The organism is Chitinophaga rhizosphaerae (genome assembly GCF_003958645.1).
GTDB classification, from domain to species: Bacteria; Bacteroidota; Bacteroidia; order Chitinophagales; family Chitinophagaceae; genus Chitinophaga; species Chitinophaga rhizosphaerae.
Map to the genome: position 1 here is coordinate 12,352 of NZ_RXLO01000007.1, position 18,838 is coordinate 31,189.

The 18,838-nt window shown below is 50.7% G+C and carries 25 protein-coding genes; 23 read left to right on the forward strand and 2 right to left on the reverse strand.

What is annotated here, in order from left to right; genetic code table 11:
- Positions 1-12: 12 nt before the first annotated feature.
- The 22 genes from rplN (at position 13) to carA (ending at position 13,743) form a co-directional block, all read left to right on the forward strand.
- Positions 13-381, forward strand: a complete 369-nt coding sequence (rplN, locus tag EJ361_RS16630; protein ID WP_109698268.1) for a 50S ribosomal protein L14 — start codon at positions 13-15, stop codon at positions 379-381.
- Positions 382-577: 196 nt separating this feature from the next.
- The gene (rplX, locus tag EJ361_RS16635) at positions 578-922 is read left to right on the forward strand and encodes a 50S ribosomal protein L24 (protein ID WP_126246777.1); all 345 of its coding nucleotides are present in this window, start codon (positions 578-580) and stop codon (positions 920-922) included.
- Complete coding sequence (rplE, locus tag EJ361_RS16640; protein WP_126246778.1) at positions 922-1,497, forward strand: 50S ribosomal protein L5; 576 nt, start codon at positions 922-924, stop codon at positions 1,495-1,497. The genes rplX and rplE overlap by 1 nt, the downstream gene beginning before the upstream one ends.
- Positions 1,498-1,503: 6 nt before the next feature.
- Entirely contained in the window at positions 1,504-1,773 is a 270-nt protein-coding gene (gene rpsN / locus EJ361_RS16645; RefSeq protein ID WP_126246779.1) for a 30S ribosomal protein S14, read from the forward strand.
- 88 nt (positions 1,774-1,861) lie between these two features.
- Entirely contained in the window at positions 1,862-2,260 is a 399-nt protein-coding gene (gene rpsH, locus EJ361_RS16650) for a 30S ribosomal protein S8 (protein WP_126246780.1), read from the forward strand.
- 114 nt (positions 2,261-2,374) lie between these two features.
- Positions 2,375-2,929 carry a 50S ribosomal protein L6 gene (gene rplF / locus EJ361_RS16655; RefSeq protein WP_126246781.1) on the forward strand — a complete coding sequence of 185 codons (555 nt, stop codon included), beginning with the start codon at positions 2,375-2,377 and terminating at the stop codon, positions 2,927-2,929.
- Between the two features lie 149 nt (positions 2,930-3,078).
- A complete protein-coding gene (gene rplR / locus EJ361_RS16660; protein ID WP_126246782.1) occupies positions 3,079-3,432 on the forward strand; it encodes a 50S ribosomal protein L18 in 354 nt (117 codons plus the stop codon).
- Between the two features lie 33 nt (positions 3,433-3,465).
- Positions 3,466-3,984: a 30S ribosomal protein S5 gene (gene rpsE, locus EJ361_RS16665; RefSeq protein WP_126246783.1), complete on the forward strand. Its 519-nt coding sequence runs from the start codon at positions 3,466-3,468 to the stop codon at positions 3,982-3,984.
- A gap of 79 nt (positions 3,985-4,063) precedes the next feature.
- Entirely contained in the window at positions 4,064-4,249 is a 186-nt protein-coding gene (gene rpmD / locus EJ361_RS16670) for a 50S ribosomal protein L30 (RefSeq protein ID WP_126246784.1), read from the forward strand.
- A 97-nt stretch (positions 4,250-4,346) separates the two neighbouring features.
- Positions 4,347-4,793 carry a 50S ribosomal protein L15 gene (rplO, locus tag EJ361_RS16675; RefSeq protein WP_126246785.1) on the forward strand — a complete coding sequence of 149 codons (447 nt, stop codon included), beginning with the start codon at positions 4,347-4,349 and terminating at the stop codon, positions 4,791-4,793.
- A 79-nt stretch (positions 4,794-4,872) separates the two neighbouring features.
- Positions 4,873-6,216 (forward strand): preprotein translocase subunit SecY, encoded by a 1,344-nt coding sequence (gene secY / locus EJ361_RS16680; protein ID WP_126246786.1) that lies wholly within the window; start codon positions 4,873-4,875, stop codon positions 6,214-6,216.
- Positions 6,217-6,315: 99 nt separating this feature from the next.
- Positions 6,316-7,122 carry a type I methionyl aminopeptidase gene (map, locus tag EJ361_RS16685; protein WP_126246787.1) on the forward strand — a complete coding sequence of 269 codons (807 nt, stop codon included), beginning with the start codon at positions 6,316-6,318 and terminating at the stop codon, positions 7,120-7,122.
- Positions 7,123-7,302: 180 nt separating this feature from the next.
- Positions 7,303-7,521 carry a translation initiation factor IF-1 gene (gene infA, locus EJ361_RS16690; RefSeq protein ID WP_012789309.1) on the forward strand — a complete coding sequence of 73 codons (219 nt, stop codon included), beginning with the start codon at positions 7,303-7,305 and terminating at the stop codon, positions 7,519-7,521.
- Between the two features lie 34 nt (positions 7,522-7,555).
- Positions 7,556-7,672: a 50S ribosomal protein L36 gene (rpmJ, locus tag EJ361_RS16695; protein WP_072360626.1), complete on the forward strand. Its 117-nt coding sequence runs from the start codon at positions 7,556-7,558 to the stop codon at positions 7,670-7,672.
- A gap of 46 nt (positions 7,673-7,718) precedes the next feature.
- Complete coding sequence (gene rpsM, locus EJ361_RS16700; RefSeq protein WP_126246788.1) at positions 7,719-8,099, forward strand: 30S ribosomal protein S13; 381 nt, start codon at positions 7,719-7,721, stop codon at positions 8,097-8,099.
- Between the two features lie 111 nt (positions 8,100-8,210).
- On the forward strand, positions 8,211-8,609 hold the full coding sequence (gene rpsK, locus EJ361_RS16705; RefSeq protein ID WP_126246789.1) for a 30S ribosomal protein S11: 399 nt from the start codon (positions 8,211-8,213) through the stop codon (positions 8,607-8,609).
- Between the two features lie 170 nt (positions 8,610-8,779).
- A complete protein-coding gene (gene rpsD / locus EJ361_RS16710) occupies positions 8,780-9,385 on the forward strand; it encodes a 30S ribosomal protein S4 (protein ID WP_126246790.1) in 606 nt (201 codons plus the stop codon).
- A gap of 77 nt (positions 9,386-9,462) precedes the next feature.
- Complete coding sequence (locus tag EJ361_RS16715; RefSeq protein WP_126246791.1) at positions 9,463-10,458, forward strand: DNA-directed RNA polymerase subunit alpha; 996 nt, start codon at positions 9,463-9,465, stop codon at positions 10,456-10,458.
- 109 nt (positions 10,459-10,567) lie between these two features.
- The gene (gene rplQ, locus EJ361_RS16720) at positions 10,568-11,053 is read left to right on the forward strand and encodes a 50S ribosomal protein L17 (RefSeq protein WP_126246792.1); all 486 of its coding nucleotides are present in this window, start codon (positions 10,568-10,570) and stop codon (positions 11,051-11,053) included.
- A 292-nt stretch (positions 11,054-11,345) separates the two neighbouring features.
- Positions 11,346-11,639: a DUF6881 domain-containing protein gene (locus EJ361_RS16725; protein WP_126246793.1), complete on the forward strand. Its 294-nt coding sequence runs from the start codon at positions 11,346-11,348 to the stop codon at positions 11,637-11,639.
- 83 nt (positions 11,640-11,722) lie between these two features.
- Positions 11,723-12,532 carry a hypothetical protein gene (locus tag EJ361_RS16730; RefSeq protein ID WP_126246794.1) on the forward strand — a complete coding sequence of 270 codons (810 nt, stop codon included), beginning with the start codon at positions 11,723-11,725 and terminating at the stop codon, positions 12,530-12,532.
- Between the two features lie 95 nt (positions 12,533-12,627).
- Complete coding sequence (carA, locus tag EJ361_RS16735; RefSeq protein WP_126246795.1) at positions 12,628-13,743, forward strand: glutamine-hydrolyzing carbamoyl-phosphate synthase small subunit; 1,116 nt, start codon at positions 12,628-12,630, stop codon at positions 13,741-13,743.
- A gap of 777 nt (positions 13,744-14,520) precedes the next feature.
- On the opposite strand, the gene EJ361_RS16740 is transcribed toward carA, so the two are convergent.
- Together EJ361_RS16740 and EJ361_RS16745 are read right to left on the reverse strand one after the other, a co-directional pair.
- Positions 14,521-15,714 carry a pyridoxal phosphate-dependent aminotransferase gene (locus tag EJ361_RS16740; protein ID WP_126246796.1) on the reverse strand — a complete coding sequence of 398 codons (1,194 nt, stop codon included), beginning with the start codon at positions 15,712-15,714 and terminating at the stop codon, positions 14,521-14,523.
- Positions 15,715-15,828: 114 nt separating this feature from the next.
- Positions 15,829-16,233 (reverse strand): DUF1573 domain-containing protein, encoded by a 405-nt coding sequence (locus EJ361_RS16745; RefSeq protein ID WP_126246797.1) that lies wholly within the window; start codon positions 16,231-16,233, stop codon positions 15,829-15,831.
- Positions 16,234-16,450: 217 nt separating this feature from the next.
- On the opposite strand from EJ361_RS16745, the gene EJ361_RS16750 reads away from it, so the two are divergent.
- The gene (locus EJ361_RS16750) at positions 16,451-18,826 is read left to right on the forward strand and encodes an alpha-ketoacid dehydrogenase subunit alpha/beta (protein WP_240646649.1); all 2,376 of its coding nucleotides are present in this window, start codon (positions 16,451-16,453) and stop codon (positions 18,824-18,826) included.
- The last annotated feature ends 12 nt before the right edge of the window (positions 18,827-18,838 follow it).

Genomic DNA, 18,838 nt, shown 5'->3' on the forward strand with positions numbered 1-18,838 from the left:
AAACGCATTACGATGATACAACAAGAATCAAGGCTGAACGTAGCAGATAACAGTGGCGCCAAAGAAGTGCTCTGCATCCGCGTACTCGGCAACTCCGGCCAGGACTACGCAGGTGTGGGCGACAAGATTGTGGTGACTGTGAAGGACGCCATCCCCGGTGGCGGTATGAAAAAAGGTACCGTTACCAAAGCTGTTATTGTAAGAACGAAGAAGAAACTCCGTCGCCGCGACGGTTCTTACATCCGCTTCGACGACAACGCCGTAGTATTGCTGAATAACTCTGACGAGCCGCGCGGTACCCGTATATTCGGTCCGGTTGCCCGTGAGCTTCGCGATAAAGGATACATGAAGATCATCTCCCTGGCACCTGAAGTGCTTTAAGGAGTCGATATAGGATTTCGGATACAGGATCAAAGTTGTTGGGCATAAGTGGGTTATATATAGTGGCGCGCTTTATGTGAATAACTGGATTCAGTATCCGAAATCTTTGCATATCTTTGCAGCCCGTTTTATAAAACGACATATATTTTAATCAAGCGAGACCCTAGTTTTGCTTGGCGTATAAACAAACAAACAGATGAAAACTAGATTTAAGCCTAAATTCAACATTAAGAAAGGCGACCTGGTTGTGGTAATTTCCGGTGAGGACAAGGACCGTACCAAAGCGCGCAAGGTGTTGGAAGTCATCGTTGATGCCACCAATCCCAAAGTGCTGGTAGAAGGCGTGAACATCATCACCAAGCACACGAAACCGACTGCCCAGAATACCAAAGGTGGTATCGTTAAGCAGGAGGCTCCCATTTCCCTTTCCAACGTAATGTTGTGGGATGCTAAGGCTGGTAAAGCTACGCGCGTAAACCGCCAGAGAGAAAATGGTAAAGTAGTTCGTATCGCTAAAAAATCAGGGGAGGTAATCAAATAATGGCAAACACATCATATCAACCCAGACTGCAGACCAAATACCGCAATGAAGTGGTAGCTAACCTGCAAAAGAAATTCAACTATAAAAGCGTGATGCAGGTTCCCCGCCTGACCAAGATTTGCCTGAACCAGGGTATCAACGGTGCTGTGGGTGACAAGAAACTGGTAGATGTTGCGGTAGATGAAATGACCCGCATCGCAGGGCAGAAGGCCATCGCTACCCTGTCCAAGAAAGACATCTCCAACTTCAAACTGCGTAAGCACATGCCCATCGGTGCGCGTGTAACCCTGCGCGGCGTGAACATGTACGAATTCCTCGATCGCCTGATCGCTGTTTCCCTCCCCCGCGTACGCGACTTCAAGGGTGTGAGCGAGAAAGCTTTCGATGGCCGTGGCAACTACACCATGGGTATTACCGAGCAGATCATCTTCCCGGAGATCGACATCGACAAAGTGACCAAAATCACCGGTATGGACATCACGTTCGTTACTACCGCCCAAACCAACGAAGAAGCTTACGAGCTCCTGAAAGAAATGGGTATGCCGTTCAAGAACATCAAAAAAGATCAACAATAATAACACATGGCAAAAGAATCCGTAAAAGCCAGACAAAGAAAGAGAGAAGCCATGGTGGCTAAGTTCGCTGAAAAACGCGCCCAGCTGAAAGCTGAAGGTGATTACGCAGCGCTCGACAAACTGCCTAAAAACGCTTCTCCCGTTCGCCTGCACAACCGTTGCCAGCTGACCGGTCGTCCGAAAGGTTACATGCGTCAGTTCGGCATTTGCCGTAACATGTTCCGCGATATGGCACTGGCAGGCAAAATCCCTGGCGTAAGAAAAGCTTCCTGGTAATATTTACCGGTAGGCCCGACAAGTTTTTTTGATTCCTATCTATATCGATTGGATATCGCATTGTACACATTTACAACTTTAACTAACAATGGTTACTGATCCAATAGCAGATTTTCTGACACGCGTCCGCAATGCCCAGATGGCAAATCACCGGATCGTGGAAATTCCAGCTTCCAAACTGAAGAAACGCATTACCGAGATCCTGTACGACAAAGGTTACATCCTGAAGTACAAGTTCGAGGAAGACAACAAGCAGGGCATCATCAAGATCGCTTTGAAATACGATCCCCAGACCAAGGTTCCGGCTATCACCGATCTGCAAAGGATTTCCCGTCCCGGTCTGCGTCAATACTCCAAACCTGAAGATTTCAAGAGAATCAAGAACGGTCTGGGTGTAGCGATCATCTCCACTTCCAAAGGTGTTATGACCGACAAGGAAGCCAAAGCGCAAAACGTAGGTGGCGAAGTAGTTTGCTACGTATATTAATCATATTTTGATCCCGTCCTTTACCAGGGCGGGATTAACGGCATTTTCGATTATTAAGCCTTCTATACGGGCTGAACCCGGAATGCCGGTTCACAACAAATAAACTGACACATCATGTCACGTATAGGCAGAAGCCCGATTAAATTGGCCAGCGGCGTAACGGTTACCGTTAACGCTACTAACGAGGTGACCGTTAAAGGTCCCAAAGGCGAACTGAAACAAGCGATCGATCGCGATATCAAAGTGGAAACGAAAGACGGAGAACTGCTGGTTACCCGTCCGACCGACCAGATCCGTCACCGCGCCCTGCATGGTCTGTACCGCGCTCTCCTCGCCAACATGGTGACCGGCGTAACCGACGGTTTCAAGAAACAACTGGAACTGGTAGGTGTAGGTTATAAAGCCGCTCACTCCGGTCAGCTGCTCGACCTGTCCCTGGGTTACTCCCACAACATCATCTTCGAAATTCCGAAGGAACTGAAGGTGAACACCGTTACCGAAAAAGGTAAAAACCCGCTGATCCAGCTGGAAGGTATCGACAACCAGCTCCTGGGCCAGGTTGCCGCTAAGATCCGCAGCCTCCGCAAACCCGAGCCGTACAAAGGTAAAGGTGTGCGTTACAGCGACGAAGTGGTACGTAAGAAAGCTGGTAAATCCGCCGGTAAATAATTTCCGGTCCCTTCACTGCGCGGCGTAAGGCTGTAAGGAGTGGGGACAGGACCATTTTAAAACATTAAAGTAAACATTGGGCTGCAGTGCCCGATGTTTACTTTACCAATAAAATCCCGGCAGCATCGGGAGATCAAATACTTAAAGTAATGATTACAAAAGCAAACAGAAGACAGAATATCCGCTTTCGTATCCGTAAGAAGATCAGCGGAACTGCACAGAAGCCCAGACTGTCCGTATTCCGGAGCAACTCGGAGATCTATCTCCAGTTGATCGACGATACGACCGGCACTACCCTGGCATCTGCATCTTCCCGCGATAAAGCGCTGGCAGGTGTGACTGGCAACAAAACCGAAAAGTCGAAGCAGGTAGGCGCTGCCCTGGCCGCTAAAGCGACCGCACTGGGTATCACGTCCTGCGTGTTCGATCGTTCCGGTTATCTCTACCATGGCCGCGTAAAGGCAACTGCCGATGGCGCGCGCGAAGGCGGTCTGCAATTCTAATCAAACTGATATCGTAATTCTTATTAAATAAAAATGGCAAAGAATTCATTCAATAAAGTAAAAGCCGGCGATCTGGAACTGAAAGAGAAGGTTGTAGCTATCAACAGGGTTACCAAGACCACCAAGGGCGGTCGTACTTTCTCCTTCTCCGCGCTGGTGGTAGTGGGTAACGAAAACGGCGTGGTAGGTCACGGTCTGGGTAAAGCCAAGGAAGTGCAGGAAGCGATCACCAAAGGTATCGACGACGCGAAGAAGAACCTGATCAAGATCCCCGTTCACCACGGTACTATTCCTCACGACCAGCTGGCTAAGGAAGGCGCTGCCAAAGTGCTTATCAAACCCGCTGCTCACGGTACCGGTGTAATCGCCGGAGGTTCCATGCGCGCCGTTCTGGAAAGCGCCGGTATCACCGACGTACTCGCCAAATCCCTCGGCTCCGCAAACCCCCACAACGTGGTGAAAGCTACTTTCAAGGCGCTGGGACTGCTGCGTGAACCCATTCAGGTAGCCAAAACCCGCAACGTGTCCCTGAAGAAAGTCTTCAACGGATAATCACCGGGCCGATATAATCCCGGTGCTGCGGCTAGGCTTCAGTTACCGGAATTTTTCATTGGAAATATATCAAAGTAAAATGGCAAAGATCAAGATCACCCAGGTAAAGAGCGGAATCGACCGTCCTGAACGTCAGAAGCTGACGCTGAAGGCGCTCGGTCTGAAAAAGATGAACAATTCCGTTGAGGTGGAAGCTACTCCCCAGATCCTGGGCATGGTTCGCACCGTACACCACCTGGTGAAAGTGGAACAAGTGAATGCATAATGTAAAATTTTCATTTTTACATTTGGCTTTCTGTTTTTTTGAATTATCATTGTAAAAGCGAGCGGTTGATTTCCGCGCAAGTAAAACAATTACACAAATGAGCTTACATCAACTCCGTCCTGCACAAGGCGCAGTACATAAAGAAAAACGCCTGGGTCGCGGTGAGGCCTCCGGTAAAGGTGGTACCTCTACGAAAGGTAACAAAGGTGCCCAATCCAACACCGGCTACTCCAGCAAACGTGGTCACGAAGGTGGCCAGATGCCGATCCAGCGCCGTCTGCCCAAACGTGGTTTCCATCCGATCAGCCGTGTAGACTACAAAGTCTTCAACATTGGTCAGCTGGACACTATCGTTGAAAAATACGGTATCCAGGAATTCAGCCTCGAGAACCTCTACATGAACGGCCTCATCAGCAAAACCGACCAGGTGAAAGTGCTGGGCCACGGTGAACTGAAGAGCAAAGTAACGCTGAAAGTGAACGCGATCAGCGAGAAAGCGAAAGCAGCCATCGAAGCAGCTGGTGGTTCTGTGGAACTGGTTTAAGAAATTACGATAGAGAAGGCGCCTACGGAGTAGTGCGTCTTTTCGAATTTTACACGCGTTATTAAACTCTTATCTTCCTGTGAAGAAATTTATCGAAACCATAAAGAACATCTGGAGTATCGAGGACCTGCGTAAACGCATCCTCACAACGTTGCTCCTGGTACTGGTATACCGTGTTGGTTCCTATATCACCCTTCCCGGTCTCGATCCCAACGAGCTGGCCAAATTCTCCGAGACTTCCCAGCAAGGTATCCTGGGGCTGTTCAACATGTTTGCCGGTGGGTCCTTCTCCCGCGCATCCATCTTCGCCCTCGGTATCATGCCCTATATCTCGGCGTCTATCGCCATTCAGCTCCTCACGATCGCCGTTCCCTATTTCCAGAAATTACAGAAAGAAGGTGACAGCGGCCGGAAGAAGATCAACCAATACACCCGCCTGCTCACTGTAATCGTGACGGCTTTCCAGGCCAGTGCCTACGTTGCGTACCTCAGAACGCAATCCGGTGCGGCGCTCATTCCCGCATACGGCGGCTTCATGTTCTGGCTCTCCACCACCGTGGTGCTGACCGCCGGAACGCTGTTCGTTATGTGGCTGGGTGAAAAAATCACGGATAAGGGCATTGGTAACGGTACCTCCATCATCATCATGATGGGCATCCTCGCCCGCCTCCCCGAATCCCTCCTGCAGGAATTCTCCCTGAAAACAACGGGCGCCGGCGGCGGTCTGCTCATCTTCCTCGTGGAAATTGCCATGTTCATCGTTATCACCATCGGGCTCATCCTGCTGGTACAGGGAACACGCAAAATCCCGGTGAATTACGCCAAGAGGATCGTAGGCAATAAACAATACGGTGGCGTTCGCCAGTTCATTCCCCTCAAAGTGAATGCTGCAGGCGTTATGCCCATCATCTTCGCCCAGGCTATCATGTTCATCCCCGCCACGGCGATCGGTTTTGCCACCCAGAGCGAAGGCGCGTCCGGCTTCATCCGTATCTTCAGCGATCACACCAACCCCTGGTACAATGTGATCTATGCTGTACTGGTGATCGTCTTCACGTTCTTCTACACCGCACTCATTTTCAACCCCACCCAAATGGCGGATGAAATGAAACGCAACAACGGGTTCATCCCCGGTGTGAAACCCGGTAAAGCTACTGCCGACTACATCGGCGCCGTTATGGACCGAATCACCCTCCCGGGCTCGATGTTCCTGGCGCTCGTAGGCGTACTTCCCGGTATCGCGGCCGCACTCAACGTGAATAGCCAGTTTGCCACCTTCTTCGGTGGTACCTCGCTGCTGATCATGGTAGGTGTAATCCTCGATACCCTGCAACAGATCGAAAGCCAGCTGCTCATGCGTCACTACGACGGTCTCATGAGCTCCGGCCGCATCAAGGGCAGAACCTCACCCGCCAACGCATAACCCGGCAAATATATTGGCAGCCATCCTGAACTAATGAGCAGGATGGCTGTTTTGTTTACGGCAATGCCGTCTCGGCATTTTTAGTTAATTTTGTAAGTTATGATTCATTATAAGACAAAAGAAGAAATTGAGCTGATGCGTGAAAGCGCCCAGCTGGTAAGCGCCACCCTCGCTGAGGTGGCCCGCCGGCTGAAGCCCGGCATGAGCACGCTGGACGTCGACGCCATCGCGGAGCAATTCATCCGGGATCATGGTGCGGTGCCCTCCTTCAAAAATTATAAAGGGTTTCCCAATACCTGCTGCATTTCCGTGAACGAAGCGGTTGTGCATGGCATTCCCAATGCATATGTGATCAAGGAGGGCGACCTCGTTTCGGTAGACGTTGGGGTGTTCAAGAACGGATTCCATGGCGACAGCGCCTATACCTTCGCGATAGGGGAGGTTCCGGCGCACGTACGGAAGCTGATGGCCGCAACGAAGGTGGCGCTCAACAAGGGCATCGAAAAGGCCGTTGTGGGCAACCGGGTGGGCGATATTGCCTATGCTATCCAGGATTACCTGGAGAAGGAGCGGGGATATGGCGTAGTGCGGGAGCTGGTAGGCCACGGATTGGGCCGTAACCTTCATGAAGACCCCCAGGTGCCGAATTATGGCCGCCGGGGCAGTGGTGCGGTGCTGAAGGATGGATTGGTGATCGCGATCGAGCCGATGGTGAATCTGGGTACCCGGGACGTGGAGTACCTGGAAGATGGATGGACGGTTGTGACGAGAGACCGGAAGGTGTCGGTCCACTACGAACATACGGTTTCGGTGCAGAAGGGGAAGGCCGACATGCTGTCCACTTTTGTGGAAATCGAGGCGGCTGAGCAGCAAAACCCGGTGTTGTCGGCGGCGGTGGTGCAATAAAATGCTCCATGTCAATAAGTATTCCTATATACATATCATCTTGTTTTGTAGATAGTTACAGAATTATTCACAACAGGAGGGGGGGCTTTATCCACAATCCGGATATTTAAAAATATTATTTGCCCTAAATTTTTCTCTTTCAGAAACTTTTATGGTATCTTTGCATTCCTAAAAATTTTTATGGCGAAACAGGCACTGATTAAACAGGATGGTATTATTCTCGAAGCCTTATCAAATGCGATGTTCCGGGTGAAACTGGAAAACGGGCATGAGATTTTGGCGACCATTTCTGGGAAAATGCGGATGCACTATATTCGCATCCTGCCGGGCGACAAGGTTGGGGTTGAGATGAGCCCTTATGATTTGAGCAGGGGTCGTATAATTTTCAGGTATAAATAATAAAATACACTAGTAGATTTATAACTATTGACTCATGAAAGTAAGAGCTTCCATCAAGAAAAGAAGTGCAGACTGCAAGATCGTTCGCCGCAAGGGTAAATTGCTGGTGATCAACAAAAAGAATCCCCGTTTTAAGCAACGTCAGGGATAATCGCATCTGTTACTCATTATAAAGAATAATAAACTAAACAATTAATATGGCACGTATAGCCGGTATTGATCTTCCTAAGAACAAAAGGGGTGAAATTGGACTGACCTACATCTTCGGAATCGGTCACTCTACTTCAGTATATATCCTGAACAAAGCTGAAATTGACCTGAACAAGAAAGTGAAGGATTGGAATGACGATGAGCAAGCTGCGATTCGTAACATTATCAACGCCGAGCTGAAAGTTGAAGGTCAACTGCGTTCCGAGGTTCAGATGAACATCAAGCGTTTGCTGGATATCGCCTGCTACCGTGGTCTGCGTCACCGTAAAGGTCTGCCGGTTAGAGGCCAGCGTACCCGTACCAACAGCCGTACCCGTAAAGGTAAGCGTAAGACGGTTGCAGGTAAAAAGAAGGCACCGAAGAAATAGTGATAAATTCCCTGGTCTGCTGGTCCTCCGTCCAAATCCGGGAGGCGGCGGCATAAGGGGTTTTTATAGACAAGCGGATTTGGAGTTTCATAGTAGGAATTTTAACGTATTATGGCAAAAGCATCAAATACTAAAGCTGCCGCTAAAAAGAGGGTAGTAAAAGTGGATAACTTCGGAGATGTTCATATCTCTGCAAGTTTCAACAACATCATCGTGAGCATCACCAACAAGCAGGGTCAGGTTATCTCCTGGTCGTCTGCTGGTAAGATGGGCTTCAAGGGTTCTAAAAAGAACACTCCTTATGCTGCTCAGCTGGCTGCTAGCGATGCCGCCAAAACTGCAATCGACGCTGGCCTGAAAAGAGCTGACGTATTTGTGAAGGGACCCGGCGCCGGCCGTGAAAGCGCAATCCGCGCCATCGCGAATTCCGGTATCGAGGTAACCCTCATCAAAGACGTGACTCCGCTGCCGCACAACGGTTGCCGTCCTCCGAAAAAGAGAAGGGTATAGTCTCGAGATATTCCGATACGAATTATCCGGTGCAATTGAACTTTTGTACCGGTTAATTCGTATTCGTAGTTAATATTTTATTACATTTATTATTCACCAGTGGGTGCACGATCGGATTTTAAGATTTTTAAATGAGCGTGCATCATAACTAAAAATCTGCAACACAGAACATGGCAAGGTACACAGGACCAAAGACCAAGATCTCCAGGATTTTTGGAGAGCCCATTTTAGGTAATGGCAAGTATTTAGGCAAGAACAGCAACCCTCCCGGTCAGCACGGCGCACAACGCAAGCGTAAGCAACTGGGCGAGTACGCGCTCCAGCTGAGAGAGAAACAAAAAGCGAAGTACACTTACGGCGTACTGGAGAAACAGTTCCGTAACCTCTTCGAAGAAGCTAACCGTCGTAAAGGCGTTACTGGTGAAGTATTGATCAAACTGCTGGAAGCACGTCTGGATAACACCGTGTTCCGCATGGGTATCGCTCCTTCCCGCCCGGCTGCCCGTCAGCTCGTTTCCCACAAACACGTTACCGTTAACGGCGTGGTGGTAAACGTTCCTTCCTACCAGCTGAAACCCGGAGACATCGTAGGCCTCGAGGCTAAATCCGCAGGCAACACCGCGGTTACCAGCCAGGTTCGTGGCAAGAACCCCAAGTACAACTGGGTAGACTTCAACGAGAAAGAACTGAGAGGTACTTTCATCGCTTACCCCGAAAGAGAATCTGTTCCCGAAAACATTAAGGAGCAGCTGATCGTGGAATTGTACAGCAAGTAATAACGTTATAGCCATCCCGTAACCCGGGATGGCTATATCCGTATAACATACCTTAAAAACATAAATCAAGCATATCAATGGCAATTCTTAATTTCCAAAAGCCTGACAAGATCGTTTTGCAGAAGTCTACCGACTTTGAAGCTCAATTCGAATTCCGTCCGTTAGAACCGGGTTATGGTGTGACAATTGGTAACGCGCTCCGCCGCGTGCTGTTGTCGTCTTTGGAGGGCTATGCCATTGTGGGTATCAAGATCGAAGGCGCTGATCACGAGTTTGGCACCCTGAAAGGGATCACGGAAGACGTTACTGAAATCATCCTCAACCTGAAACAGGTTCGTTTCAAGAAGATCGTTGAGAATGAAGTAGGCAGCGAGAAAATCCAGATCTCTATCAAGGGCAAAACCGAGTTCCGGGCAGATATGATCGAGAAAGCGACCAACTCTTTCCAGATCATGAACCCCGAACTGTTGATCTGCACCCTGGATCCTTCCGCCAAGCTGGACATCGAGCTGACCATCGGCAAAGGCCGCGGTTACGTTCCGGCAGAGGAAAACAGACCCAAAGATGCAGTGTTTGGTTATATCGCGATCGATTCCGTGTTCACGCCCATCAAAAACGTGAAATACAGCATCGAGAACACCCGTGTGGAGCAGAAGACCGACTACGAGAAACTGATCATGGAAGTAGTGACAGACGGTACCATCCATCCGGAAGAAGCGGTAAAACAAGCGTCCCGTATCCTCATCCAGCACCTGATGATCATCACCGATGAGAACATCAGCTTTGATACCAAAGACACTGAGAAAGAAGATGTGGTAGACGAACAAACCCTGCAGCTGCGCAAGATCCTGAAAACTCCCCTGGAAGACCTGGATCTGAGCGTACGCGCATTCAACTGCCTGAAAGCGGCTAAAATCAACTCCCTGAGCGAACTGGTACAGTACGAACAGGAAGAACTGATGAAATTCCGCAACTTCGGTCAGAAATCCCTCAGCGAGATCGAACAAGTGCTGGGCGAAAGAGGCCTGCATTTCGGTATGGACCTGTCCAAACTGAAACTCGACGAAGAATAGTATTCATTTCGTAAATCACGCCGCCGTTAGGATGGGCGTGATTTGCATTTTATAACAAGTACCTTGCAATTCCTGACACGGTGCGAGGGAAACCAAATAACAAAAAGTCATGCGTCACGGAAAGAAATTGAACAAACTGAGCCGCACGTCCGCTCACCGCAAAAGCCTCATGAGCAACCTGGCTTGCGAACTCATTGCTCACAAACGTATCACCACCACCCTGGCAAAAGCCAAAGCGCTCCGCGTTTACGTGGAACCCCTGCTGACCCGTGGTAAAACCGACGACACCCACAACCGTCGTATCGTGTTCAGCTACCTGCAGGACAAAGAAGCGATCCAGGAACTGTTCGGCCCCATCAGCGAGAAAATCGCCAGCCGTCCCGGTGGATACACCCGTATCATCAAGCTTGGCAAACGTATCGGTGACAACGCCGAAACTGCGCTGATCGAACTGGTTGACTTCAACGAAATCTACGGTAAAACTGCCGCTGCTGATAAAGCTCCTGCCAAGAAAACCCGTCGTGCCGGCGGTAAGAAGAAAGCGGAAGCTGAAGGCGCTGAAGCACCTGCTGCTGAAGAAAAAGCTGCTGAGTAGTTTTTCGAAAAAGCTATACGCAAGGGATAAGGCCTACGCCTTATCCCTTTTTTTATGCGTGATGTGGGAAAACCCGGAAGCGTAAGTTCGATGATAAAAGCCGGTGTGCGGATTGCTGTTTCGGGGAAGCGAGAGAAGGTATCAGGAACCCTGCTGGATGGAGGAAGCGCCTGGATTAAGCGTCAACGCTGGGTTTCCGGGGGAGGAAATGAAGGATAGTCCAAAAGGTTGTAGCATCCGCCAATGTTAAAGTGGAAGGAGGATCGTTGATGGGACAAAAAGTCACTGTTTTATGAGATATTTGAAAGTAATTTGGCTGCATGGTTTAGATGATGAACCCCAATTCATCTACAGTGAAATCGGCGATGATGCTTATGAGTTGCGGAAAGTAGAGATTTATAAGGACAGGACTTTCGGCCTTGCTTCAGTGGAATTCGAGTTCGGGGGGACTGTATTAGCGGAAATTCAGATACCGGGTATTGAAGAGATCGCCGGAAATGCCGCGTTATTGCCGAAAGAAATTGGGAAAGATGAATTTGAGGACGTTTGGTTCGGATGTGTTAACTATTTGGATAAGAAGCATTGACTGCTTTCAGTGGCCGGCCGTCAAATTTTGGTTATATATAGAAAAAACGTAATTTAGTGTTACCGGCACCTAATATCCTCCCTATGAACTACATGAAATGCCAGCACTGTACCGAATACAGTGCATTAAAATCCGAATACCTCACGTTCTGCGACCATTGCGGCAAGAAATTTCCCATCATTTATAAAGATTGGCTGGCATATCATCCGGAAGGCAACCTGGAAGCATTCGGGCTGGAAAACGGTATTACCGGGAAGGAATATGCTGCCATGGAGCGCCGCAGGGAGCGGAAGGCCCAGTTCACGCTACGGAAGAAGGGGGCACTGGCTTTCGGGGTCATCTGTTTTGTGGCGGTGCTGGGACTGAGTTTCCTGTACGGGCCCTATCTGATGGCGTTTTTTAAGGAGCCCACGGTGTCTGCCACGCTGCTGCAGGACGATCAGTGGCGGACTTTCAAGGGGCACCTCATACGGATACAGACACCGCTGTCCCTGCGGCCCGAATCCCCCAACGACCGTCCCAATATGCACAAAAAAGCCTTCCAGGCCGGTGGAAAGGCGGAAGGGATCGTGATCCGGATGGAAGAATCGGTATTCCTGGCGCAGGCCAGCGTGATCCTGGAGGAGGCGGCGCAGCTGACGGCCCGCGAAATGGAGACCAGGCCCGGGGTTTCCCGGTTCAGTTACACTTCCCGCGAACTGCAGCTCGACGGCCAACCGGCATTATTACAACAGGGGACGTATGTCTTACAGGAAACTTCACCCGTTGCTTTTCACAGCGTTATTTTCGTAAAAGGCGGCAGCCAGGTACAGTTGCTGGTCACCCATTCGGCCGACGATCCCGTCGGTAAACAAGCGGCTGACAAAATCATGACATCCATTCATTTGAATTGATCGGAAAAACCTGCACGAAATTCAAAATCATGCCCTAACTTTGCGCAGTTTTAATCGTCCTTTTCGGGACATAAAAAAAGTAAGGGTAAGAAGAAATGCCGCAGACTATCAGATCCACACAGCCTGCCATGCTGTTGCTCGAAGATGGCACCGTTTTCCACGGAAAAGCGTTCGGTAAAGTAGGTACCGCGTCCGGGGAACTTTGTTTCAATACCGGGATGACCGGCTACCAGGAGGTGTTCACAGACCCTTCCTACAAAGGTCAGGTGCTGATCATGAACAACTGCTACGTAGGTAACTACGGCACCAAAAAGGAAGACGTGGAATCCAGTTCCGTAAAGATCAGTGGTCTGATCTGCAAGAACATCGCTTCCAACTACTCCCGCAAAATGGCAGACCAGAGCCTCGCCACTTTCCTGGAAGAGAATAACCTGGTAGCCATTCACGAAGTAGACACCCGTGCGCTGGTGGCCCACATCCGCAACAAGGGCGCCATGAACTGCATCATCTCCTCCGAAATCCTCGATGAACAGGAGCTGGCCAACCGCCTGAAAGAAGTTCCTTCCATGGAAGGCCTCGCGCTTTGCGCCGAAGTGTCGACCAAAGAGCCTTATTTCGTAGGTGACCCCAACGCAGACATCCGTATCGCGGTGCTGGACAACGGGGTGAAGCGCAACATGCTCAAATGCCTCTCCGAAAAAGGCGCTTACCTGAAAGTGCACCCCACGCAAACATCTTTCGAAACCTGCGAGGAGTTCAAGCCGCACGCTTATTTCATCTCCAACGGCCCTGGCGACCCTGCTCCGCTGACTTACGCCGTGGAAACCATCAAGAAAGTACTGGCTGCCGGGCGCCCGCTCTTCGGCATCTGCCTCGGGCATCAGCTGCTGGCCATGGCCAACGGGATCCCGACGTATAAAATGCACCACGGTCACCGCGGACTGAACCACCCGGTGAAGAACCTGCAGACCGGCAAGTGCGAGATCACTACGCAGAACCACGGTTTCGCGATCGATAAGCAGGCGGTGGAAGCTTCCGAGAACGTGGAAGTGACCCACATCAACCTGAACGACAATTCCGTGGAAGGTATCCGGATCAAGAACAAACCGGCGTTTTCGGTGCAATATCACCCGGAAAGCACGCCTGGTCCGCACGATTCGCGTTACCTTTTCGATGATTTCTTTACAATGATCCGCAACCATACCAAGTAAGGTGTGAATGCGACAAGATAGGGAAGAGGCCTCCGCAAGGGGGCCTTTTTTATGCCCGTAAATGAGGGTGGGGGAAAAAATAGACGGTCCTGAGGAGTCAGGACCGTTGCATTTTAAAATTCCACGTTATGAAAACTAGCGAAAGGTACCATGCGGTTAAGCACGTTACCTACCTTGTCTTTTCATTACATGACAATAATAGGAAAAATTCGGCGAGATGAAGATTTAAAAAGGGGCTAAGTTTTCTTGAAATAGAGGATTTCAAAATGCAATCGGTTGGAAGCGGTTGAAATTATATGGGGAAAAAAAATACGGCTCTGTGAACAGAGCCGTTTGCCTTTATAAATTCCACGTTATGAAAAACTGATACAAAAATATGTTGTTTGGCTAAAACGTTTTAGTTAGTCGCCGATTTTTTACATAATGTTGATAATGCAAAGGTCGGGCCATTTTCCCATTTGTCAAAATTATACAAGTTAATTTTTTGCAAAGCAGGTTTAGAAATTTGCCTAACATGTATATTAAATTTTACTATTTGATTATTCTGCACCTTTGCGTCCCGATTACACAGTAAATGTAAGTATAAAAATCAAATTTAAAAACAGATTTTCATTAAAATCCAGAAGAATCTCTCGGAAAATGTTATATAGAATTATATTTAATGTGAAATCTTGCTGTAATTAGGCGTTCCAGCCGTTCAATCGCAAAAACATGATTTTTGTCAGTTTTTCAGATTTAATACTTTTTTAACTCATACTGACAGGAAACGCTGACAGTTTAGCGGCGGCCGGGATATACCGCTAGCGCTTTTGTCAGTGCCGTCATCGCCTTATCGATCGCTTCCAGGTTCAAGACGTACGCCAGGCGCACTTCCTGTTTGCCAAGGCCCGGAGTGGCGTAGAAGCCGGTACCGGGGGAAAGCATCACCGTTTGCTGATCATAGCTGAAATCTTCCAGCAGCCATTGGCAGAATTTGTCCGCATCGTCGATCGGAAGCTTGGCCATGGCGTAGAACGCACCGCCCGGATTGGGGCAGAACACCCCGGGGATGCCGTTGAGGCGCTTCACCAGCAGGTCGCGGCGGCTCCTGTATTCCGCCTTGATGCCGTCGAAATAATCTTCCGGCATATCAACGGCAGCTTCCGCGGCTATCTGGGCGAAGCTCGGCGGGCTCAGGCGGGCCTGGGCGAATTTCATCACCGAATCCAGCAGCGTTTTATTACGGGTCACCAGGGCGCCGATACGGCCGCCGCAGGCGCTATACCGCTTCGAGATGGTGTCGAACACCACTACGTTATCTTCCAGGCCTTCCAGCTGCAGGGCAGACAGGGTAGTGCCGTCGTACGCGAACTCGCGGTACGCTTCGTCGGAGAAGAGGAAGAGGTTATGTTTTTTGCAGATATCCCGCAGCACGTTCAGTTCCTCGGGGCTGTAGAGGTAGCCGGTAGGGTTGTTGGGATTGCAGATGAGGATGGCTTTGGTTTTGGGCGTGATCTTCTTTTCGAAGTCGGCGATCGGCGGCAGGGCGAAGCCGGATTCGATGCCGGAAGTCACGGGCACCACTTTCACTTCCGCTTCCACGGCGAAGCCGTTGTAATTGGCGTAGAAGGGCTCGGGGATGATGACCTCATCGCCCGGGTCGAGGCAGGCCATGAAACCGAAGATAATGGCTTCGGAGCCGCCGGTGGTCACGATGATCTGGTTATGATCCACCTGGATGCCGAAACGGTCGTAATACGTGGTGAGCTTGCGGCGGTAGGATTCGTTGCCTGCGCTGTGGCTGTATTCCAGGACTTTGAAATGGGAATTGCGTACCGCGTCGAGCACGGGTTGCGGCGTTTCGATATCGGGTTGCCCGATGTTGAGATGATAAACCGTAACTCCTTTCTTTTTGGCTGCTTCCGCGAAGGGTACCAGTTTTCGGATCGGAGAGGGCGGCATGATCTGGCCGCGCTGACTGATGTTCGGCATTTGGTGTTGGTTTTTAGCGAGGCAAAGGTAAGGCAACTCGCTATGTTATGGACGATATTAAACAAAAATGCCCCCCGGTTGTCCGGGAGGCATCGCTATTTGCTGTTGCTTTTTTTAGTTTTCAACCGTTCCTGTGAGGAATAGTTCCTTCTCCTGGTCAACTCCCTTTAACTTCAGGTAGATGGTTTTCATCGGTTTGCCTACCGCATTCGCGCTGTAGGTGGCCGTGATGCTACCTGCCTTTCCGGGAAGGATGGGCTCTGCCGTCCATTTCGGGGTGGTGCAACCGCAGCTGGGTTTGGCCGCTTCGATCAGCACGGGTTCTTTGGAGACGTTGGTGAATTCGAAAGTAACGGTTACGGGTTTGTTGAGTTTGGTTTTACCGAAATCAACTGTTTCTTTCTTGAATTTGAGCTTGGCGTCTACTGCATTAGCCGTACCGCCGCCGTTCTGTGCCTGCGCCCACAATGAAGTGGTAACCAGTAAAGTTGCAAATAGGGATACAACGAATTTTTTCATGATAATATTGGTTTTTAGTCGATTGGTTAAACATTTACGTTTCTACCAGTTTCCAATTCAAATTTACGGCCAAAAACTGAACCGTGCATATCAAGATATTAAAAATTTCTTAAAAATTTAATTTTTACGCGATGAGCACGGGCATTTACCCATTCATCAATTTCCCCTACATTTGTGCTTTAACAAGGATGGCATGATCGAAAACAACGAATTAGCTATGAATATGCAAAGCCAGTTGTCATTTGAGGAGTTCCGCAGGGAAGTTTTGAATGATTACAGGCTGGCCTGTATCAGCAGGGAAGTGAGCCTGCTGGGCCGCCGGGAAGTTCTGACCGGCAAGGCCAAATTCGGGATATTTGGCGATGGCAAGGAAGTGGCGCAGATCGCGATGTCCAAATATTTCAAGCCGGGCGATTTCCGTTCGGGCTATTACCGTGATCAGACGTGGGCATTCGCTACGGGCGTTTCCAATGTAGAGCAGTTTTTCTCCCAGCTGTATGCAGATCCCGACCTGGCGAACGATCCTTTTTCCGCCGGTCGACAGATGAATTCGCATTTCGCCACTCCGAATATCGATATGGACGGTAACTGGCTGCCGCTCACCGCGCAGAAGAACACCGCTGCAGATATGGCGCCCACGGCCGCACAGATGCCACGTGCACTGGGCCTGGCCTATGCTTCCAAGCTGTTCCGCGAAGTGCCGGAACTGGAGGGGCTGACGCACCTTTCCCACCAGGGTAACGAAGTTTGTTTCGCCACTATCGGCGACGCATCTACGAGCGAGGGCCATTTCTGGGAAACCGTGAATGCCGCCGGTGTGTTGCAGGTGCCGCTTTGCATTTTTGTGTGGGACGATGGGTACGGCATTTCCGTTCCCCGCAAGTATCAAACTACCAAAGGTTCTATCAGCGCCGCGCTGGAAGGTTTCCGGAAAGGGGAGCAGACCAACGGGCTGGAGATATATAATGTAAAGGGATGGGATTACGCCGGCCTTTGCGAAGTGTTCGAAGAAGGTATCCGTAAGGCCCGTGAAACCCACGTGCCTGTGCTCTTCCATGTAGAAGAGATCACCCAGCCCCAGGGGCACTCCACTTCCGGCTCGCACGAGCGGTACAAAAGCAAGGAACGCCTGGCCTGGGAAAAGGAATTCGACTGCAATAGCAAAATGCGCCAGTGGATCGTCGTAAACGCCCTGGCCGATGAAGGCGCCCTCCAGGAAGTGGAAGCCGAAGCCAAAGTGCTTGCCCACGAAGGCCGCAAACGCGCCTGGGAAAAATACATCGCGCCCATCCGCGGGCAGGTGCAGGGGCTGACCGCCATCCTCAAAAACCTCGTCGAGGAAGGCCGGGTGGAAACGGAACTGGTACAGCATGCCATCCAGGAGCTGGCCGCCAACCGCGAGCCCCTCCGCCGCGATATCCTCAAATCTGCTGCGCACATCCTGTTCCGCTACCCGCGCGATTTTTCGCCGGTACTGAACGATCTGCAGCTGTTTTACGACAACCAGCTCGTCACCGAAAAAGAAAACTACAACAGTCTCCTGTACGCCACGGGTGCCAATTCGGCGCTCAACGTCCCGGAAGTGCCGGCCGAATATGCGGCAGACGCTCCCGTGCTCAACGGCTACGAAGTGCTGAATAAATACTTCGATCAACTGTTCACCGGCAACCCGCTGGTATTCGCTTTCGGCGAAGATGTGGGCAAGATCGGCGACGTCAACCAGGGATTCGCCGGTCTCCAGGCCAAACACGGCAAAGTCCGCATTTCCGATACCGGCATCCGCGAACTGACCATCATGGGCCAGGGGATCGGGATGGCGCTTCGCGGCCTGCGGCCCATCGCGGAAATCCAGTACCTGGATTACCTGCTGTACGGCCTTCAGCCCCTGAGCGACGATGTGGCATCCCTGCAATACCGCACCCGCGGCACGCAGTTCTGTCCCATCATCGTCCGCACCCGCGGCCACCGGCTGGAAGGGGTCTGGCATTCGGGCAGCCCTATGGGGATGATCATCAACTCCCTGCGCGGCTTCTACGTTTGCGTGCCCCGCAACATGGTGCAGGCGGCAGGGATGTACAACACCCTCCTGCGCGCGCATGAACCGGGGATCGTCATCGAATCGCTCAACGGTTACCGCCTGAAAGAGCGCATGCCGGAGAATCTCGACGAATTCACCGTACCCATGGGCGTTCCGGAAATCCTGCATGAAGGTACCGACATTACCATCGTTTCTTACGGCAGTACGCTGCGCATCATCGAGGAGGCCATCCAGACCCTTTCCGGGCTCGGCGTTTCCTGCGAACTGATCGATGTACAAACGCTCCTGCCTTTCGATACCAGCCACTCCATCCTGGATTCGCTGAAAAAGACCAACCGCATCCTTTTCGTGGACGAAGACGTTCCCGGCGGCGGCACCGCTTACATGTTCCAGCAAGTGATGGAACTGCAGGGCGGTTACCGCTGGCTCGACGTGGCGCCCCGCACCCTGTCTGCCCAGGCGCACCGCCCGGCTTACGGTTCCGATGGCGATTACTTCTCCAAGCCAAACGTGGAAGATGTGGTGAAAGTAGTCATGGAAATGATCAGGGAGTAACGAACCTGTACC

Coding starts and splice junctions, on each gene's coding strand:
- map (WP_126246787.1), top strand. CDS start 6,316: ATGATTCATTATAAGACAAAAGAAGAAATTGAGCTGATGCGTGAAAGC.
- rplO (WP_126246785.1), top strand. CDS start 4,347: ATGAGCTTACATCAACTCCGTCCTGCACAAGGCGCAGTACATAAAGAA.
- rplX (WP_126246777.1), top strand. CDS start 578: ATGAAAACTAGATTTAAGCCTAAATTCAACATTAAGAAAGGCGACCTG.
- rpsN (WP_126246779.1), top strand. CDS start 1,504: ATGGCAAAAGAATCCGTAAAAGCCAGACAAAGAAAGAGAGAAGCCATG.
- rpsM (WP_126246788.1), top strand. CDS start 7,719: ATGGCACGTATAGCCGGTATTGATCTTCCTAAGAACAAAAGGGGTGAA.
- EJ361_RS16715 (WP_126246791.1), top strand. CDS start 9,463: ATGGCAATTCTTAATTTCCAAAAGCCTGACAAGATCGTTTTGCAGAAG.
- rplQ (WP_126246792.1), top strand. CDS start 10,568: ATGCGTCACGGAAAGAAATTGAACAAACTGAGCCGCACGTCCGCTCAC.
- carA (WP_126246795.1), top strand. CDS start 12,628: ATGCCGCAGACTATCAGATCCACACAGCCTGCCATGCTGTTGCTCGAA.
- EJ361_RS16745 (WP_126246797.1), bottom strand. CDS start 16,233: ATGAAAAAATTCGTTGTATCCCTATTTGCAACTTTACTGGTTACCACT.
- rplN (WP_109698268.1), top strand. CDS start 13: ATGATACAACAAGAATCAAGGCTGAACGTAGCAGATAACAGTGGCGCC.
- rpsH (WP_126246780.1), top strand. CDS start 1,862: ATGGTTACTGATCCAATAGCAGATTTTCTGACACGCGTCCGCAATGCC.
- rplE (WP_126246778.1), top strand. CDS start 922: ATGGCAAACACATCATATCAACCCAGACTGCAGACCAAATACCGCAAT.
- rpsK (WP_126246789.1), top strand. CDS start 8,211: ATGGCAAAAGCATCAAATACTAAAGCTGCCGCTAAAAAGAGGGTAGTA.
- EJ361_RS16725 (WP_126246793.1), top strand. CDS start 11,346: ATGAGATATTTGAAAGTAATTTGGCTGCATGGTTTAGATGATGAACCC.
- rpsD (WP_126246790.1), top strand. CDS start 8,780: ATGGCAAGGTACACAGGACCAAAGACCAAGATCTCCAGGATTTTTGGA.
- EJ361_RS16730 (WP_126246794.1), top strand. CDS start 11,723: ATGAACTACATGAAATGCCAGCACTGTACCGAATACAGTGCATTAAAA.
- rpsE (WP_126246783.1), top strand. CDS start 3,466: ATGGCAAAGAATTCATTCAATAAAGTAAAAGCCGGCGATCTGGAACTG.
- rplF (WP_126246781.1), top strand. CDS start 2,375: ATGTCACGTATAGGCAGAAGCCCGATTAAATTGGCCAGCGGCGTAACG.
- EJ361_RS16750 (WP_240646649.1), top strand. CDS start 16,451: ATGAATATGCAAAGCCAGTTGTCATTTGAGGAGTTCCGCAGGGAAGTT.
- rpmJ (WP_072360626.1), top strand. CDS start 7,556: ATGAAAGTAAGAGCTTCCATCAAGAAAAGAAGTGCAGACTGCAAGATC.
- rplR (WP_126246782.1), top strand. CDS start 3,079: ATGATTACAAAAGCAAACAGAAGACAGAATATCCGCTTTCGTATCCGT.
- rpmD (WP_126246784.1), top strand. CDS start 4,064: ATGGCAAAGATCAAGATCACCCAGGTAAAGAGCGGAATCGACCGTCCT.
- EJ361_RS16740 (WP_126246796.1), bottom strand. CDS start 15,714: ATGCCGAACATCAGTCAGCGCGGCCAGATCATGCCGCCCTCTCCGATC.
- infA (WP_012789309.1), top strand. CDS start 7,303: ATGGCGAAACAGGCACTGATTAAACAGGATGGTATTATTCTCGAAGCC.